General features: G+C 33.0%; 14 protein-coding genes. 5 read left to right on the top strand and 9 right to left on the bottom strand.

Annotated elements, in window-relative coordinates:
* The first annotated feature begins 15 nt into the window (after positions 1 to 15).
* From HM992_RS01705 to HM992_RS01685, 5 genes are all read left to right on the top strand, one after another.
* The gene (locus tag HM992_RS01705) at positions 16 to 897 is read left to right on the top strand and encodes a hypothetical protein (protein ID WP_179318418.1); all 882 of its coding nucleotides are present in this window, start codon (positions 16 to 18) and stop codon (positions 895 to 897) included.
* Between the two features lie 181 nt (positions 898 to 1,078).
* Complete coding sequence (locus tag HM992_RS01700; RefSeq protein WP_178986720.1) at positions 1,079 to 2,215, top strand: Mrp/NBP35 family ATP-binding protein; 1,137 nt, start codon at positions 1,079 to 1,081, stop codon at positions 2,213 to 2,215.
* A gap of 58 nt (positions 2,216 to 2,273) precedes the next feature.
* On the top strand, positions 2,274 to 2,516 hold the full coding sequence (locus HM992_RS01695) for a NifU family protein (protein WP_178986993.1): 243 nt from the start codon (positions 2,274 to 2,276) through the stop codon (positions 2,514 to 2,516).
* A 168-nt stretch (positions 2,517 to 2,684) separates the two neighbouring features.
* On the top strand, positions 2,685 to 3,746 hold the full coding sequence (locus HM992_RS01690) for an NAD(P)/FAD-dependent oxidoreductase (RefSeq protein ID WP_178986721.1): 1,062 nt from the start codon (positions 2,685 to 2,687) through the stop codon (positions 3,744 to 3,746).
* A complete protein-coding gene (locus tag HM992_RS01685; RefSeq protein ID WP_179318417.1) occupies positions 3,746 to 4,081 on the top strand; it encodes a 2Fe-2S iron-sulfur cluster-binding family protein in 336 nt (111 codons plus the stop codon). The genes HM992_RS01690 and HM992_RS01685 overlap by 1 nt, the downstream gene beginning before the upstream one ends.
* Before the next feature lie 32 nt (positions 4,082 to 4,113).
* Here the strand turns inward: HM992_RS01685 and HM992_RS01680 are convergent, their stop codons facing one another.
* The 9 genes from HM992_RS01680 to rimM form a co-directional block, all read right to left on the bottom strand.
* Positions 4,114 to 4,431: a hypothetical protein gene (locus HM992_RS01680; RefSeq protein WP_179318416.1), complete on the bottom strand. Its 318-nt coding sequence runs from the start codon at positions 4,429 to 4,431 to the stop codon at positions 4,114 to 4,116.
* Positions 4,432 to 4,613: 182 nt separating this feature from the next.
* The gene (locus tag HM992_RS01675) at positions 4,614 to 5,156 is read right to left on the bottom strand and encodes a TlpA family protein disulfide reductase (protein WP_179318415.1); all 543 of its coding nucleotides are present in this window, start codon (positions 5,154 to 5,156) and stop codon (positions 4,614 to 4,616) included.
* A gap of 76 nt (positions 5,157 to 5,232) precedes the next feature.
* Positions 5,233 to 7,746: a DUF7619 domain-containing protein gene (locus HM992_RS01670; protein ID WP_179318414.1), complete on the bottom strand. Its 2,514-nt coding sequence runs from the start codon at positions 7,744 to 7,746 to the stop codon at positions 5,233 to 5,235.
* Positions 7,747 to 7,905: 159 nt separating this feature from the next.
* A complete protein-coding gene (locus HM992_RS01665; RefSeq protein ID WP_179318412.1) occupies positions 7,906 to 8,802 on the bottom strand; it encodes a metallophosphoesterase family protein in 897 nt (298 codons plus the stop codon).
* Between the two features lie 29 nt (positions 8,803 to 8,831).
* Positions 8,832 to 9,587, bottom strand: a complete 756-nt coding sequence (locus HM992_RS01660; protein WP_229720426.1) for an SGNH/GDSL hydrolase family protein — start codon at positions 9,585 to 9,587, stop codon at positions 8,832 to 8,834.
* 127 nt (positions 9,588 to 9,714) lie between these two features.
* On the bottom strand, positions 9,715 to 13,164 hold the full coding sequence (locus HM992_RS01655; RefSeq protein ID WP_179318410.1) for a hypothetical protein: 3,450 nt from the start codon (positions 13,162 to 13,164) through the stop codon (positions 9,715 to 9,717).
* 125 nt (positions 13,165 to 13,289) lie between these two features.
* On the bottom strand, positions 13,290 to 14,468 hold the full coding sequence (locus HM992_RS01650) for an acyl-CoA dehydrogenase family protein (RefSeq protein ID WP_179318408.1): 1,179 nt from the start codon (positions 14,466 to 14,468) through the stop codon (positions 13,290 to 13,292).
* Between the two features lie 112 nt (positions 14,469 to 14,580).
* Positions 14,581 to 15,294, bottom strand: a complete 714-nt coding sequence (locus HM992_RS01645) for a tRNA1(Val) (adenine(37)-N6)-methyltransferase (RefSeq protein ID WP_179318406.1) — start codon at positions 15,292 to 15,294, stop codon at positions 14,581 to 14,583.
* Between the two features lie 49 nt (positions 15,295 to 15,343).
* Positions 15,344 to 15,874 carry a ribosome maturation factor RimM gene (rimM, locus tag HM992_RS01640; RefSeq protein ID WP_179318404.1) on the bottom strand — a complete coding sequence of 177 codons (531 nt, stop codon included), beginning with the start codon at positions 15,872 to 15,874 and terminating at the stop codon, positions 15,344 to 15,346.
* Between the last annotated feature and the right edge of the window lie 50 nt (positions 15,875 to 15,924).

Genomic DNA, 15,924 nt, shown 5'->3' with positions numbered 1-15,924 from the left:
TGCTGAAATGTTTATATGAAGAAACTGCTTATAATATTCATTTTTATTACGTCTTGTCATAAGAATGAAAACACTATAGCATTGCCTTTTATAACTCCAAAAGAATGTGATTCTGTAATAACCGAGGAGTCAATATCGATGTTACGTTCTACACCTATAGTTTATGCCATAAATTTAAAGGATTCATTAGATATGAATTTTAAGGTTAAATATAAATCTTCAGATTATACAGATAATAGTATTGCCTTAAATAGTCACGATAGCATAAAAGTCTTTGTTCATAATCGTAAAATTAAATTTCATACCGATGAGTTTAATATTTTAAGTTTTCCACCACCTCCGCCACCTCCACCAATAATTCGTAACTCAAGTTTTGATGTCAACGACGAAATAAATTCATCTGTTTATGATACTTTATCAATAAATAAATATGAAGAGGAGCTAACAAAGGAATTAGAAAAAAGGCGTAAAATTCATTATAACACGTTTCCTGTTTATATCTATAATTTTGGCAATCAGGAAACAATAATACAAAAACCTATAGTTGAAGATTTGTTTATGTTATTGGAAGCAAAAGATGAAAATGAGGAATGGAAACCAATCGAGTATTTAAAACAATACAAGTTTTTGTGTGGTACAGGTCATGAGGATTATAGATTGAAGCCTAAACATTTTATGTTTTCAACAGTGAAAAGATATGACGGTAATTACAAGACTAAATTGAGAGTTAAGTTGATGTCGTTTAATAAAATATATTATTCAAACATCTTTGAAGGTTGTATAAACCATAGTCAGTTTGATTCTGAATTCATTGTAAATCAAACAAAATCTAATTTTCAACATAAAGACTCTATTACATTGAAAAGAAAATTAAGTGGCTTATTCCTTAGTGAGTAGTTTTACTTGATAATTACAAATCTGCTTTCTTATTTATAAATCAAATTCAGTCATAAATCAATTCAATTTATGAAGTTCTAATTCTAAACTATTCTAAGTACCTTTGCTTTTAGAATTAATCTTAATAAGAGAAATTTGAGTCTAAGTTCTAGTCTTTATTTTCTCTAGTCTTATCATTTATATGAAACTAATAAAACAAGATATACTTAACGCACTTAAAACCATAACAGCACCGGGAGAAGGAGAAAACATGGTAGATAGTGGAGCTGTAACAAACGTCGTTACTTTTGCTGATGAGGTGATTGTAGATATTACAATAAAAAACCCAAGTCTTCAAGCACGTAAAAAAACCGAAGTTGAAATTTTACAAACTATTCATAGAGAAGTTTATGAAAAAGCGAAGATAAAAGTCAATGTAAAAGTTGATGCACAAGCAGCACAACCAAAAAATGAAATTAAAGGAAAAGCAATTCCTGGTATTCAGAATATTGTTGCTGTGGCTTCTGGTAAAGGAGGCGTAGGTAAATCTACAGTAACCGCAAACTTGGCTGTTACCTTGGCTAAGATGGGTTTTAAAGTCGGTGTTTTGGATGCAGATATTTACGGACCGTCTATTCCAATTATGTTCGATGTTGCTAACGAGCGACCTCTATCTGTAAACGTGGATGGTAAGTCTAAGATGAAACCTGTAGAAAATTACGGAGTAAAAGTATTATCTATAGGATTTTTTACAAAACCAGACCAGGCGGTGATATGGAGAGGCCCAATGGCTTCTAAAGCTTTAAATCAAATGATATTTGATGCCGCTTGGGGAGAACTAGACTTCTTATTGCTCGATTTACCTCCAGGAACAGGAGATATTCACTTAAGTATAATGCAAGCTTTGCCTATTACAGGTGCTGTTGTGGTAAGTACACCGCAAAACGTAGCTTTAGCCGATGCTAAAAAAGGAGTAGCCATGTTTCAACAAGATAGTATTAATGTGCCTGTTTTAGGAATCATAGAAAACATGGCGTATTTTACACCTGCAGAACTGCCAGATAATAAATATTATATATTTGGAAAAGAAGGAGCCAAGCATTTAGCGGAAGATTTAAAAGTACCGTTTTTAGGTGAAGTTCCATTGATTCAAAGTATAAGAGAGGCTGGTGATTTAGGACGACCAGCAGCAATGCAAAGCGGAACGCCAATTGAAGCTGCTTTTGAAGCCATTACTCGTGATGTTGTTCAACAAGTGGTTAATAGAAATGAGGACTTACCAGCTACGGAAGCAATAAAGATTACAACCATGGCAGGTTGCTCTGCCGCTAAAAAATAATTAGTCATTAATTTTCTTCTCGTTTAGAGTGGAAAGAATGAGGATAATAAGAATTAAAATGAATTCAGAGGATATTAGATTAAACGTAGAAAAAGCATTGGATGAAATTCGTCCCTTTCTACAAAGTGATGGTGGTGATATTAATTTATTATCTATCGAGGATGATAGACTAGTAAAAGTACAACTAGTTGGTGCTTGTACATCTTGCAGTGTTAACCAAATGACTTTAAAGTCTGGTGTAGAGATGACCATTAAAAAATACGCACCACAAATCGAAAAAGTTATTAATGTTGAAAAATAATGTGACATTTATCACATTCCGATTAAAATCACATTAGTAGTTTTGTAATTGTAAATAAATTTAACCTATAAGATGGTAACTGAGAGGTGTCGAATTACAAATCTTGTAGGTTTTTAATATAAAAAAATAAAGCAGTAGTCTTTAGATTCCTGCTTTCGCAGGAACTAGATGATTACAACAGATATACTTATTATTGGGGCTGGTCCAACTGGACTTTTTACTGTTTTTGAAGCCGGACTTTTAAAATTAAAATGTCATTTAATTGATGCATTACCACAACAAGGAGGGCAATGTACAGAGCTTTATCCGAAAAAACCGATTTATGATATTCCTGCATATCCAGAGATTTTAGCAGGCGATTTAACGGATAAATTAATGGAGCAATGTAAGCAGTTTGAACCTGGATTTACTTTAGGTGAACGTGCAGAAACCATAGAAAAACAAGAGGACGGTACGTTTATCGTTACCACTAATAAAGGTACAAAACACCAAGCTCCTGTGGTTGCTATTGCAGGTGGTTTAGGAAGTTTTGAGCCACGTAAACCTTTAATTCATAACATCACCGATTTTGAAGATAAAGGTGTTGAGTACATGATTAAAGAACCTGAAATATATCGCGGTAAAAAGGTGGTTATTGCTGGTGGTGGAGATTCGGCTTTAGATTGGAGTATATTTTTAAGTGATATAGCAGAAAGCGTGACCTTAATTCACCGAAGAAACGAGTTTAGAGGTCATTTAGATTCTGTAGAAAAAGTTCAAGAATTAAAAAATAGTGGAAAAATAAATTTAATCACTCCAGCTGAAGTTACTGGAATTGTTGGTGATGATAAGGTTGAAGCTATCGTTGTAAAACAAGCGCAACATATTGAAAAAGAATTTGAAGTAGAATGCGATCACTTTATTCCTTTGTTTGGATTATCTCCTAAGCTTGGACCTATTGCGAATTGGGGACTAGAGATTGAAAAAAATGCCATAAAAGTTAATAATGCATTAGATTATCAAACTAACATACCAGGTATTTATGCCATTGGAGATGTAAATACATATCCGGGAAAATTGAAATTGATTCTTTGTGGATTTCACGAAGCTACATTAATGTGTCAATCAGCTTATCAAATTATTAATCCAGGAAAACGCTATGTTTTAAAATATACTACTGTTGCTGGTGTTAATGGATTTGATGGAACTCGTAAAGAAGCTCCAAAGGCAGTGGTAAAAGCAATAGACTAATGGACAGTGCAGATATAAATATTACGATTATAGATCGAGAAGGTGTAAAGCATCAAATTGAAGCTCCTACAGACATGGCTATGAACTTAATGGAGGTAGTTCGTTCTTACGAGCTAGCTCCAGAAGGCACCATCGGCATCTGTGGAGGTATGGCTATGTGTGCTTCTTGCCAATGTTATGTATTAAGCGATACTGAATTACCGGAAATGCAAGACGATGAAGAAGCGATGTTGTCTGAAGCGTTTTATGTAAAGGATAATTCGCGTTTAGGTTGTCAAATTCAAATGACACCAGAGATGGAAGGTTTGGAAGTGGAATTGGCTCCTGAATCTTAAATTCCTGAGAACAAAGTTACCTCATAATTAAATCAACACGTATTCTCTCTTATAATAATTAATATTATAAATAGAATAATAACAGGTGTTGCTGATATAAAAGAAGTATACCAACTATAATATCCTCCATATTTTAAATCTCCATTATTTTTTTGATAAATTCCGTCAGAGAGTTCTATTTTAGAGGTACCAATAATTTGTTGTTTTCTATATATCTGAAAACCTTCTTTTTTGGTGATTTTTTTAGATAATATCATTACAGCTTTGCAGATGAGTAATGTTACAAATGGCGAGAACGTATACACTAAACACTGGTAACCACAGAGGTAATTCCAATCAGTTAAAAGCATTATTATTCCAATTAGACCAATAATAAAAGAAATTTTAAGGTATTTCTTATATCTGTTTTTAGTTTTCAAATCTTCAGTCAAAACTATTATGGGGACGTTCAAAACCCCACAAATAATAATTATCATCCAGAAGTACATTTCTGATAATTCCATGAATTTTTATTCTAAAATAATCAGTTTGGTTAGTCTGTTACTAGATTAGCTTCTTCTACAAAACTTAAAGCGTGTTTAAATCGATTAGATTTATGAAGTATGTTTCCTTTACTATTTACAACTATATAAGTCGGAAATAATTGTATTTCTAAATTTTTATAAAGTGTTTCATTAAAACCAAATTGGTTATAATTAGTCCAATTATATTGATGTGTTTTTAAATAGGTCTCCCATTTGCTTTTACTTCTGTCAATAGACATTCCAATAACCTCAATTTTTTTATTCTTTTTAGTATCAATATATTCTGCAATAACTTCATGGTCTTTTACACAAGGTGCACATTCTAAATACCAAAAATCTAAAATATAAATTTTCTCTTCTTCTAATGTTATGTTAGTTTGTTTTCCGTCTGAAGTGTTGAATTTATATTTTGAAAAATCAATGGTATTTAAATATTGGTTTTTGGCTTGAAACGTTTCAGAATTATCTGCTTTTCCGAAATTAAAATTAATCTTAAAATCTTGCTTAACGGGGAATAATAAGATAAGTAGAAAAAGTGTAAAGTTCTTCATTGTCGTAATTATAAATTTTTAGTTTTTCAAATTCAATTCGTCCTATAATCGCTTAATCTCGTAGTTATAATTGAAACTATTCTTTAACGATCTTCTTAACGTATATTCCATTATCCATTTTTATCTTAGCAACATAAGCACCTCGCGAGAGTTCACTAGAGTCATATTCAAATAGGCTTTCATTTAAAGCTAACACAGTGTCAATCAGACGACCTGAAATATCATAAATTGTAATAGATTGTATAGGGTATTTTGCTTTGATGGTTAATATATTTTTTACAGGATTTGGATAAATTTCGAGGTTAACAGTTTGATGATCCACTAAACTTAATGACTGTTCTATACTTGTCTGTGCAATATTTGTGTCGATAGGATAATTGTAATCAAAAAATATTTCAGCATCATTTTCAAACATATCACCTTCAACCAAAGTGTCAAGTGTTTTTAATTTGAATGCAACATAACCATCATTATTAGCATCGTCAAAAGGTAAATTGATGTTTTCGAAAATAAATTCGATGCTATTATTTTCGATCCTTATATCAAATTCATGACTAGCATCGATTAAAAACAATGATTCTAAGTTAAATTTAGTGGTGTCAATAATATCTTTTACTACAACGTTAGTGGCATTTATTGTTCCAATGTTTTCAAAACGAATAAGGTAATGAACATAGTCTCCAATTAAGTCTGGCGTAATAATAGAACCTTCTAGGCAAGTTTTATCATTTGGGTCAAAGGAATTAAAAATGGTTTGATTTAAGGTTGTAACATTGTCATTTGGAGTTTGATCTCCATTAACTGGATTGATGACTCCTACAAAATTTAATATGTCACCAGCATTTAAAGCAGGAGATTCCATAGGGTTATTTAAATGCATTGTAAAAAAAATGGTTCTTTCTTCTAGTGGTAATAGGTTAGTGAAATTCCAGTTTAGTGTATTTTCAATTTGAACATCTGGCAGTGGATCGGCAGAAGTAAGATTCAAGACATCATCTTCAAATGTAAGATCTATAACATCAGATAATATGGTAGTTCCTTTGTTTTTGTATATTAACTTGTAGTCAGCATCAAAGCCTGAAACTGCATTGTTCAAAGGTATAAGTGTGATTTCAAGATCTGAATATGTTCCGTTTGGTATAAGGCAAAAATCTTGAATAATTGGGCTTGTTTCAGAAGTAAAATCTACAGATATGCTTGTTGGTGAAATGGAAAAATAGTCTGGATTTTCTAATATTGGAGTTATAGTATATGAGCCTTCTTCAACATTTAATTCATAGTTACCAGAATCATTGGCTATTTGTTGGTACATGCTTGTTCCATTATCTATTGAGAATTTTAAATTAGGAAAAGGCATATCGCTGACATCACAACCATTAGCGTCTAAATCTAAAATATTATTGCCGCTAATAGTAAAATAAGTGCCTCCAGGATTAAAGGAACAATAAGAGTTTACAACAGTGTTGTAACCTAGCAAATCTAATTTGTTTTGAATATCTTCTAGTTGAAAGTTATCTCCACAAATGAACTCTAGATTTGGGTTCCCAGAAATACCTAAAGATACTTGGTCAATACCATTTTTCACAAATAGAGATGCTAAATTATTTGAGCTACAATCTAGTATTCTTATGTTAGGAGCAAGTGTAATATCTAAAGTGCTCAATTGATTGTTTTGGCAGTAAAGAGATTCTATAGATGATTCAGAAACATCTAATGATACTAAGTTATTATCATTAATTCTTACGCTATCAAGGTTTTCAAATCCACTTAGATCCAGCGAGGATAGCTCGTTATATCTTACATCAAGAAAGGTGAGATTTGTAGCATTAGAGATATTAAGATCGCTTAGCGAGTTGTATCGACATATTAGATGGGTTAAGTTTTCAAAACCACTCACATCTAAAGAGCTTAAGTTATTGCTAGTGCATTGTAACTCTTCTAAATTTACTAATGCACTAACATCTAATTGGGTAATTTGATTTACGCTGCAGCTAATATACTTTAATGTAGTAAGGTTAGTTACGTCTAAACTTGTAAGCATGTTATCAAAACACTTAAGCGTTTCAATAGAATTTGCGCCTGTAAGATTTAGAGACGTAATATTGTTTTTACTGCAATCTAAAAAGGTTAGATTAGAAAATGAACTTAAATCTAATTCCGTTAAATCACTTTCATCGCATGTTAACCAATTAAGATTTGTTAACGCACTTATGCTTTCTGAAGAGGCCAAAGGATTCCATCCACAATTTAGACTCAATAAACTACTTAAACCGCTTAAAGGCTCTAAAGTTGTTAAGCTATTTCTATTACAATCTAGTACTTCAAGATTTGTGAAGTGCTGAATTCCTTCTAGAGATGCTATTTGAAATAAAGAAATGTTAAGTGAAACAATCGCTTCAGCTTCACTTACTTGTATTTCCCCATCAAAATTTGTGTCAGCATAAGAGCCAAAATCACCATTGACATTCTGGTCTACAACGGGTTGATTGAGTAAGGCATCTTTAAAATTTGCATCTGGAATGTCAATAATTTGGGATTGTGTGGTTTGTATAGAAAGAATTGCAATAAGAAGTAGGTAAAAGAGTTTCATTGTCGAGTTATTAATAGCTTGACTCAAATGTAAGAAATTAATTATCAATGGTTTTTAAGAAGTTTCTTGTTCATAAAACCAATTAGAAAAACAAGTATTAAATTATTATAGCTGATAAGGTTTTTTTTACTTTTGAAATTACTATCTTTCTTAAATAGATTACTCTGTTTTATAATCAGCTAACTTTGTTGGTCCTTCCAATAAAAAACGATCAATTTTCAAATTACCATCTTCAGACGTTATAATTTGCCATTTAATTAATGAAATCTCACCATTTTCAATTTCAAGTCCAGTAATACTTCTTGGGTGAACACAACTGCCATCATTAAAATAAGCAATATCTCCAGGTTCTGGAAAACGCGGTCGGTGTGTATGGCCAACAATGGTGATTAAATTGTTGTTTTCAATAATCCAGCGTTTGGTTCTTTTTTCTATTTTAATGAGTTCTGTATAATTTTTAGCCGGACTTGTAGGATCTGCAATTCCCATAACATTCAACGGTTTCCATAGGATACGAACCATAAACCGGCTCCATTTCCAAAATAGATAATTCCACCAATCGGCTTGATGACCATGGGTTAAAAATAACTCTTGATTGGTGTCTGAATGTTCTAAAATAATGCCTTCATGGTATTTAATATCACAAAATAAATCTTCATCATTACCTGTTTTTGGATCGAAAAAAGTATTCAAATGTTTTTCTACATATTTTGGGTCACGATACACCATGTCATGATTACCCCAAATCATGTGCAAACGGTTTTCATCATGAAATTGCTTCATCAACATATACACGTTTTTGTGCGCACTGAATATAGACTCAAAAGATAGATTCTCCCAAAGCTCATCACCATCTCCAAGTTCACAATAGCTAAAACCTTCTAGAAAATAATGTCTTAGGGCATGAAAATAAATATTTCGGTTATTGGCAAAATCATCTGCAAAACTATTATCTCCTCTGTGACAATCGCTAAATAAAATAATCTTTGAAGTATCGTCAAACTTAAGACGTTTGGCAGTATTGTAAGCGCGATCTAATCTCGTTTTTGAGGACATGAAAAATGTTTCAACTAAAGTAGTAAATCTTATTCAATTTTTTCAATAGCAATGGGAAGTAAACGATCTACAAATAATGAGTAAGCCAGTGATGATGGATGTAAACCGTCTGATGCAACTAGATTAGGATTATTTAAGCCTTCCCGTGTAATATCCGTAATATTTACAAATGTTATATTTTGCTGATTACAATAATTTTCAGCAAACGTATTGTATTGATTTATTTGTTCTGAAATGGTTCCCGAATTACTACTATTTTGACCAAATGGTGTAAATGCATAATCTGGAATAGAAACCACAATTACATTATCTTTATCGTTTTTAGCCAATTGAATCGCTTTTGAAACTAAAGCAGGAAACTCAGTTTCATATAATGAAAATGGTTTGCCTTGGTATTGATTGTTAACACCGATTAAAAGTGTGACTAAATCATGATTGTTTTCAGGGTTTTCAATTGTTATTGCATTAGTTAGATTTGTTGTCGTCCAACCTGTCTGCGCAATGATATCAAGGTTAAAAGTATCGTCTACTGAAAATTCAGTTATTAACTCGGATTTTAATTGCTCTGGAAAACGACAGGTGTTGCAAACGCTTTGTCCAATGGTGTAACTGTCACCGAGAGCAAGAATGTTATAGGTTTGTGGATCGGTTAGTTCCTCTTCTTCGTCCTCAATAATGTCTTCTATAATATCGTCCTCTTCTTCTATTGAATTAATAGTCTCGCTGGTGCAGCACGTGAGAATCATAAATAATCCGTAAAAAAATGTTTCAGCTAATCTATTCATAGTCTATATACGATTATAGTGCCATATAGGTTTTTGTAATATAAAAAATGCTTCTCTTATTGAGAAGCATTTTCATAATTAAAGTTTATTTAGTTAAGCGCTGGCTTATAAATAGCTAATAAAACTATTATTTTTTATACAATGGATCAACACCTATTGTGCCAACTAAGCGGTTAATATAATCAGTGGATTTGACGTCGTTGTATAGTTTTTGAGTTGTATCTAAACGCGAATTTAATTGCATGTCATCGACTAAGATATCATTGTTTGGATTATTGATAAACGATTCTAAGTAATCTATTTGAGATCCGTAATAGGCAATATCCTTCTGCTGTTTTAATACTAATCGTTCCTTGTACCAATCTGAATTCACAACATAACTTCTGTCAAAATAGTGTCTTAATTCAGGATCACTAATAGCTTTACCTTCGTAATGGCCATAAGCCATAATGTTTAACAGAATTTTTAGTGGCGGAATCGCAGCTTCAATACTGCCATCTTCAAAATAGTTTAAAGCCACTTTCTGCTGTGCTTCAACAATATTGTTAATCCCATCTACATAATCTTCTAAATTTTGCAATTCAGGCTTTAACATGCGCTCATTAAAAACCGCTGTAGGTTCGTCAAATAATCTATTTAAACATAATAGAGAAAACCTTTTGGTTATTCTGTATCCTAAACGACTCGCTAAAACTTTTTTACCGTTATGTTCAAAATCTTCAAGTTTTTCTAAAGATCTGTTGGCTATTAGGTTTTTAGGGTCTCTATCTTCAGGTGCCATTCTCGCCCAAATCTCAGGGATTAATAAACTCACATCGTGGTCTATTTTGTTTTCTGCACCAACGTAGCCTGCAGCTGTGCTAAATCCGTTAGATTCTGTTAGAATATGCGATAATAAAGCATTGTTTAAATCGGTTGTTGGAGTTAACATATTAAAGGGAGCTTTTGTTAATGCTCCTTCAGATCCTGCACCTGTTGTGGAAGGTGATTTACCTGTTAGACTACAAATAAAGTCCATAAACAACTCAGGAGTTTCCTGATAATGAATTGGGTTATAAACTGCTAAAGGTCTGATGCCTGCTTCACGATCTGCTGGGTTATTTCTTCTGCCAGGTAAAACAGCATTTACAACATGAATAACTGGATCTTCAGGTTTAATTCTTCTGCCTAAACGAACTCCTATATCTGAAATATAGGTAGCTTCAGATTCTTTGTAGAAAATATTTGGTTCTAAATAACGCGGATTCTTGGTTGGTTCACCATCTACAATTCTTGGGTGAGAAGGTAAAACAAACTGAATTTCGTCATCATTAGAATCAATAATTTCCTTGATAAAATCTTTTACAGGTTGCGTGTATTTATCGTAATTAATCGTGTCTTCATAAATCGCAACAGCATCTGATTTAGTTAACATTTCATAATTGGTTAAGAATCTACCATCTGAAATGATATCTAATTCTGCCAGTTTATCATAGCCTCTAACAATGGCCTCATCGGGTCTTTGGAATAAATGCGCTTCACAGTTAGTTAGTACTTTGACACTTTTGTTAGGGTATTCTGGATTTAAATTTTTAAAGCGTTCATTTGGAAGGGTGATAGATGCTGTAATATCGTCTTCTGTTTGAATCTTTTCACATGCCGAAAAATCGGAACGTAATTTATTAAGCATCCAATTGCCTTTTTGATTAAAGCCGATTCTTACGTAACTACCAACTACTGGTGTATGATTGTAGTTTAAAGCCGTTCCTTTAACACCATTAATGAATTCAACAGACATCATGTCTTTCCAATTAAGGTTTGCTCCATGAGCTTGTCTGAATAGACGTTTTACAAACAATACTAAAGAACGAATATGAACAGGAATGTTTTTTAAAAATTCATTGAATTCATCTGAATTTTCTTCGTTAGGGGTTAATAATTTTACGGCTGAGCCTAAGGTTCTTTTTTCACTTAAGAAAGATCTTGATTTTGGCCTGTTAGGGACTTTAACTTTCCATCGGGTTGAATAATTGAATTCAATTATCTCATCTGCTTTCTTAAAATCTTCATCTATATTATGAATGTTGAAGGCGTTATAAGTAATAGCATTTTGCATTGATTTTGAAATCTCAGATTTACCACCTCCAGAAACTGTACAGGGTTTGTGGCAAAATACACCTTCGGGATAGGTTTCAATCATACGCCACAAATCAATGGATTTATGTTTTTCTAGTTTTAGCTTATTTCCTGAGGGATGAATGTAGGTTTTAAAAGGAGATAAGGTAAGTTTTTGTTCCTTGCCTTTATAATTCCATGTGATGCTGTTAGTTGCTGTGTTAAAGAAAGAAGATTCTGGAATATAGATAATGTTCGGATATGTTTTATCAATAGCATAATTTTCGGGCATAACCTCAATACGATCTGCTATTAAAGTTTTAATATCTTCAAAAGTATGATCTAGCCCGTAATATTTAGAATAATCAGTACAATCAACAGTTTCACCCATAACACGTCTAGCATAGGCTATGGCACCACCTGCATGTTCTTCCTCGGCTAGGCCAAATAGATTTGCTGAGTAACTGATTTGCGTTTTTATTTCTTTTTTAGAATAGCCAAAATAGTTGTCTGCAATTAATGTGACTACAACACCTCTTTCGTCTCTACACGTAATTTTAAAGGCGCCACCATCATTATAAAGTTCATGTTCGTTGGTCCAGCACATGCCATCTTTTTTCTGACGGTCTGTAGCATCATTATAATGTGGAAGTCCTACATCTTTCTTTTTTAGTGTTAATAATTGAGGAGCTAGAACAATACAACCTGTATGTCCTGTCCAATGTTCTGGGTCTAAGGCAGCATCATTATGTGCTAAATTAGGATCGCCAGCATTGCCGAAAATAGATTCCACAAAATCTAAATTACTTACTAAATTACCTGGTGCAAAAAACCGAACTTCTAAAGATTTTTGTGAAAGAATACCTTTTACTTCAGGGGAAACTACAGGTCGCAGCAACATAGAAACCATCGTTTTTGCTTTCTCTTCTTGATGAGATGTGAATGGGAGTATTTTTAAGTCATCTGAAGGATTAAAGGCTGCATGTAAAAAATGGGCTAATACAATTTTGGGCACTTCTTGTTTATCTAAAGGCACAGGTAATGGCCCTTCAACAATATGAAACGTCCCTTTCGTTGTTCGTTTATCGTGTAAGGGATTGTTTAAAATGCCTTGTTTTATACGTTTTGTGGTTACTAAATCACTTTCAAATGAAATACCGTCAGGTGGTAAACTTGCTTCTCTAGCTTGTCCTTTTTTGGATAGAATTAGAGTGTTATTTGGAATAACAAATGATTTATCAATAGTAATATCTTTTAGATAATCATCTATAAAATTTTGAATCCTTGAATCTACAGGACAATGATGACTAGCTAATAGTCGTGATTTTTCGCGTAAACTTCTGATAAGCCCATTTGAAAGTAATTCAAATTTAGGATCACAAAACTTTTCTTCACTATTTTTTGCATCTTTAAAAGTAGGCTGCCCAATAGCTGCTAACTGTAAGTTGATAAATTGAATTAATTCATTTCTAGTTTCCTTCATAACACTTTAAACTTTAAGATATTAAATATATCAAAATTTAAAGCAAATTTAGGGCTCAAAAGAATTTTAAAACATGTCGAAAGTCATTTAATAAAAGGATATTAAAACTTATGCTGCCATTTCCACTATTTAAAAGCATTTAAGCCAGTGATATCTAAGCCTGTGATAAGCAGATGTATATCGTGAGTTCCTTCATAAGTAATTACACTTTCGAGGTTCATAGAATGACGCATAATGCTGTATTCTCCAGATATTCCCATACCACCTAGCATTTGTCTAGCGTCACGTGCAATAGTAATAGCCATTTCTACATTATTACGCTTTGCCATTGATATTTGTGCTGAAGTTGCAGTGCCTGCTTCTCGCATCACGCCAAGTCGCCAAGCTAATAATTGTGCTTTAGTGATTTCGGTAATCATCTCCGCTAACTTCTTTTGTTGTAGTTGAAATTGTCCAATGGGTTTTCCAAATTGCATACGTTCTTTACTGTAACGCAATGCTGTATCGTAACAATCCATTGCAGCACCAATCGCTCCCCAAGCAATACCAAAACGTGCGGAATCTAAACAGCCTAATGGCGCTCCTAATCCAGATTTATTAGGTAATAAGTTTTCTTTTGGGACTTTTACATTGTCAAAAATAAGCTCTCCAGTAGAAGATGCTCTAAGTGACCATTTGTTATGTGTTTCTGGTGTAGAAAAACCTTCCATACCACGTTCTACAACTAATCCATGTATTCGTCCGGTTTCATCTTTTGCCCAAACGACAGCAACATCGCAAAAAGGAGCATTAGAAATCCACATTTTTGCACCATTTAAAAGATAATGATCTCCCATATCTTTAAAATTAGTTACCATAGCTCCAGGATTAGAACCATGATCTGGTTCTGTTAGTCCGAATGACCCCATCCATTCACCAGAAGCCAATTTTGGTAAATATTTATTTCGCTGTTCTTCGTTGCCATATTTCCAAATAGGATACATAACTAAAGACGATTGAACAGATGCAGTACTTCTTACGCCAGAATCTCCGCGTTCAATTTCTTGCATTATTAAACCATAAGAAATTTGATCTAAGCCAGCTCCACCATATTCTTCAGGAATGTATGGCCCAAAAGCTCCAATTTCAGCTAAACCATTTATAATTTGTTTAGGGAATTCTGCTTTCTGAGCATACTCTTCAATGATAGGAGAGACATCGCGTTTTACCCATGCTCTTGCAGCATCTCGCACTAATTTATGCTCTTCCGTTAGCAATTCATCAAGGTTGTAATAATCTGGTGCTTCGAATAAATCTGGTTTCATTCTTATTATGTTATTTATAACTTCTAAATTTTGAGAATATATCAAAACAGAAGGTGTTATTTTATAAGTTCAACAAAAGTAACGAAAACGTTATCATTGCCCAACAATAGAATTACATTTTCAAATAAAAATCTTTGGTGAGATTAATGTAGTCTTCTGTGTATTGATGACGAGCAGTTTCTATAATTAATTCTGAAGTTTTAACTTCTTGTTGCTTGAAACTAAATTCTAGTAAGCTGCGTTTAATCTCAGATTGAGGATTTCCTTTAACATGAAGAGCGCGATTAAGATATAAACCAGCTTTTAAAGCTAATTCTGTGAATTTAACCTCTTCTTTATAAGGGATCACAACGGAGAAAAGACCATCGGTTGAAAGTAAATTAGCCACAGCATAAATTAAATGCTCAAACGGCATGGCGTCATTAAAACGTGCTAAATCCCGAGATTTGTTGTCTGTTTTATAGTCTTCTGAGTAGAAAGGTGGATTACAAATAATAAGGTCGTATTCGTCATCCATTTCTTCAACAAATTCTAATAATGATGCATGGTAGCAAAACAGGCGATCTGCCCAAGGCGCATTTTCAAAATTTTCGGCACATTGTTCAAATGCATCTGCATCAATTTCTAAGGCTTCAATAGTTTCAGCGCTGCTACGTTGTGCTATCATTAGACTTAAAACTCCAGTGCCTGCACCAATATCTAAAACCGAAAATGGATTTTTATCAACTGAAGCCCATGCGCCAAGTAATACACCGTCTGTGCCAATTTTCATAGCGCAACGGTTTTGGTTGACTGTGAATTGTTTGAATTGAAATGGCTTATTCATGTTTTTTCATTCTTGTGAAGGCAGTAATCTGTTTTAATAGTATACGCAATTACTCTTCAAGATACAAATCAATCAGTCCTTCAGGAGTATTAACCTCTATCGTTTTGTTTTCTCGATCGACCTTTACGATAAATTCATCATTCATAGGAATTAAGATTTCAATACCATCTCTGTCAATTTCGAATAAAGATTGGGCGGTAGTGTCATTAATACTTTGAAGAATACCTACGTCTCCAAAATTGGTATCTTTAATTGTGAAACCTATAACTTCATGAAAATAAAATTTATCACCTTCAAGTTTAGGAAGCAAATCTAATGGTAAGTATAATTCGGTCTTTATTAAGGCATCAGCATCTGCTTCAGTATCGACGTCTTCAAATTTTAAACGTAGTAAATCGGATTTGTGTAATTGTGATGATTCCACAAAGAAAGGTACCAAGTTCCCTCTAAGATCTATAAATATAGCTTCTAGATTATCATATAAATCAGGTTCGTCAGTATCTAGCTTCGCGAGAAGTTCTCCTTTAAAGCTATATTTTGAAACAATTTTTCCTAAATAAAAACAGTCTTCTTTTTTCATTTTACTAGTTGTAAGTTTGTGTGCAGTTGAGAAAAAAAATACATGTCACA

Origin of the sequence: Winogradskyella helgolandensis (genome assembly GCF_013404085.1) — a bacterium.
Taxonomy (GTDB): domain Bacteria; phylum Bacteroidota; class Bacteroidia; order Flavobacteriales; family Flavobacteriaceae; genus Winogradskyella; species Winogradskyella helgolandensis.
The sequence above is the reverse complement of the archived record's forward strand: the minus strand, read 5'-3'. Positions and strand labels throughout refer to the sequence as shown.

Bases quoted from the DNA above. Each gene is read 5' to 3' on its own strand.
- HM992_RS01705 (WP_179318418.1), top strand. From the start codon at position 16: ATGAAGAAACTGCTTATAATATTCATTTTTATTACGTCTTGTCATAAG.
- HM992_RS01700 (WP_178986720.1), top strand. From the start codon at position 1,079: ATGAAACTAATAAAACAAGATATACTTAACGCACTTAAAACCATAACA.
- HM992_RS01695 (WP_178986993.1), top strand. From the start codon at position 2,274: ATGAATTCAGAGGATATTAGATTAAACGTAGAAAAAGCATTGGATGAA.
- HM992_RS01690 (WP_178986721.1), top strand. From the start codon at position 2,685: ATGATTACAACAGATATACTTATTATTGGGGCTGGTCCAACTGGACTT.
- HM992_RS01685 (WP_179318417.1), top strand. From the start codon at position 3,746: ATGGACAGTGCAGATATAAATATTACGATTATAGATCGAGAAGGTGTA.
- HM992_RS01680 (WP_179318416.1), bottom strand. From the start codon at position 4,431: ATGCTTTTAACTGATTGGAATTACCTCTGTGGTTACCAGTGTTTAGTG.
- HM992_RS01675 (WP_179318415.1), bottom strand. From the start codon at position 5,156: ATGAAGAACTTTACACTTTTTCTACTTATCTTATTATTCCCCGTTAAG.
- HM992_RS01670 (WP_179318414.1), bottom strand. From the start codon at position 7,746: ATGAAACTCTTTTACCTACTTCTTATTGCAATTCTTTCTATACAAACC.
- HM992_RS01665 (WP_179318412.1), bottom strand. From the start codon at position 8,802: ATGTCCTCAAAAACGAGATTAGATCGCGCTTACAATACTGCCAAACGT.
- HM992_RS01660 (WP_229720426.1), bottom strand. From the start codon at position 9,587: ATGAATAGATTAGCTGAAACATTTTTTTACGGATTATTTATGATTCTC.
- HM992_RS01655 (WP_179318410.1), bottom strand. From the start codon at position 13,164: ATGAAGGAAACTAGAAATGAATTAATTCAATTTATCAACTTACAGTTA.
- HM992_RS01650 (WP_179318408.1), bottom strand. From the start codon at position 14,468: ATGAAACCAGATTTATTCGAAGCACCAGATTATTACAACCTTGATGAA.
- HM992_RS01645 (WP_179318406.1), bottom strand. From the start codon at position 15,294: ATGAATAAGCCATTTCAATTCAAACAATTCACAGTCAACCAAAACCGT.
- rimM (WP_179318404.1), bottom strand. From the start codon at position 15,874: ATGAAAAAAGAAGACTGTTTTTATTTAGGAAAAATTGTTTCAAAATAT.